This is a genomic window from Nonomuraea turkmeniaca (assembly GCF_005889735.1).
In the GTDB taxonomy this organism is placed as follows: Bacteria; Actinomycetota; Actinomycetes; order Streptosporangiales; family Streptosporangiaceae; genus Nonomuraea; species Nonomuraea turkmeniaca.
In genome coordinates this window covers 1-1,084 of sequence record NZ_VCKY01000553.1, presented here as the reverse complement: position 1 = coordinate 1,084, position 1,084 = coordinate 1, and the positions used below count along the sequence as shown (strand labels likewise).

The 1,084-nt window shown below is 70.8% G+C and carries 1 protein-coding gene; it reads left to right on the top strand.

The window, feature by feature from the left end:
- Window positions 1-1,033 (top strand): hypothetical protein (locus ETD86_RS54470; RefSeq protein WP_211370945.1); only part of this gene is annotated, 1,033 nt, incomplete at its 5' end.
- Between the last annotated feature and the right edge of the window lie 51 nt (window positions 1,034-1,084).

The window sequence follows — 1,084 nt, the reverse complement described above, 5'->3', positions numbered from 1 at the left end:
CTCTCTCCCAGGAGCAGAATCTGTGATCCCCCGAGCTGTGCTCGCCCTGCTGGTGCTCCTGACCGGCTGCAGCACCGCGGCCGATCAGCCCGAGCCGGTGACCGAGCGCCCGCCGGCGATCGTGGCCGTGTCCGCAGAGGGTGCCGTGGTGGCCGACAACCGGGCCGAGGCGTTCTACGGGCTGGACCGGTCGGGCAGGGAGCTTTGGCGAGACCCCGCCGCGTACGCCGGCGGCGCCGACGTGATCTGCCAGGCGCGCTGTCCCGACCCGGTGTTCTCCGGCTCGGCGGAGGCAGCGGACCCCGAGCCACGTTCCCTCTCGGGCGTGTTCGCGCAATCTGACGCCCGGATCAGGCGAGTGCTGACAGCACGTGATGCCTCGGACGCCGTGATCGTCGAGAGCGACGGCGCGGAAAAGGGCAGCCTGCGCCTGATCCGGCCCTCGGGCAAGGACGTGCGCATCCCACTGAACGGCGCCTTTTCCTGGGCGGAGGACGCGTCCAGGACCACCGCGGTCGCGACCTCCGGCAAGCAGGCGCTGTGGTTCCGGCACGACCGGCGAGGTTGGCGCCAGGTGGCCAGCGACACGTTCGACGAACCGGTCAGGTCGCTCTGCGCATCGGGCGCCACCGCGGTGGTCAAGGGGGAGCGCGTCTATGTGCTGACCGGCTCGGGCAAGCCGGTACCGATCACCACGAGCCTTCCGGTCGTCGCCGGATGCGCCGCCGGGACGCAGGGCCTCGTCGTGTACGCCTACTGGCGCGACGGAGGCGGCAGGCGGTTCACCGGCATCAGCGGCGTCGACTCCCTCGGCAAGCAGACGTGGTCACGCGAGATAGCCGACGAGGCGCAGATCCGTGCCCATCCGTCCGGCACAACCTTCGTGATCACGTACGGCGGTGCGACCGAGGTGATCGACCCGGCCGGCCGTACGGTGGCCAGACACTCGGGCACCGCCTCGGCCGCCTACACCGCGGACGGTGAGCTGGCCCTCCTGACCACCGAAGGAAAGCTGCGCTGGCTGGCCCATTAGGCGGTCGCGCGCGAAACTCGTGGCGACGTCGATGGTCATCCCGCGACAATG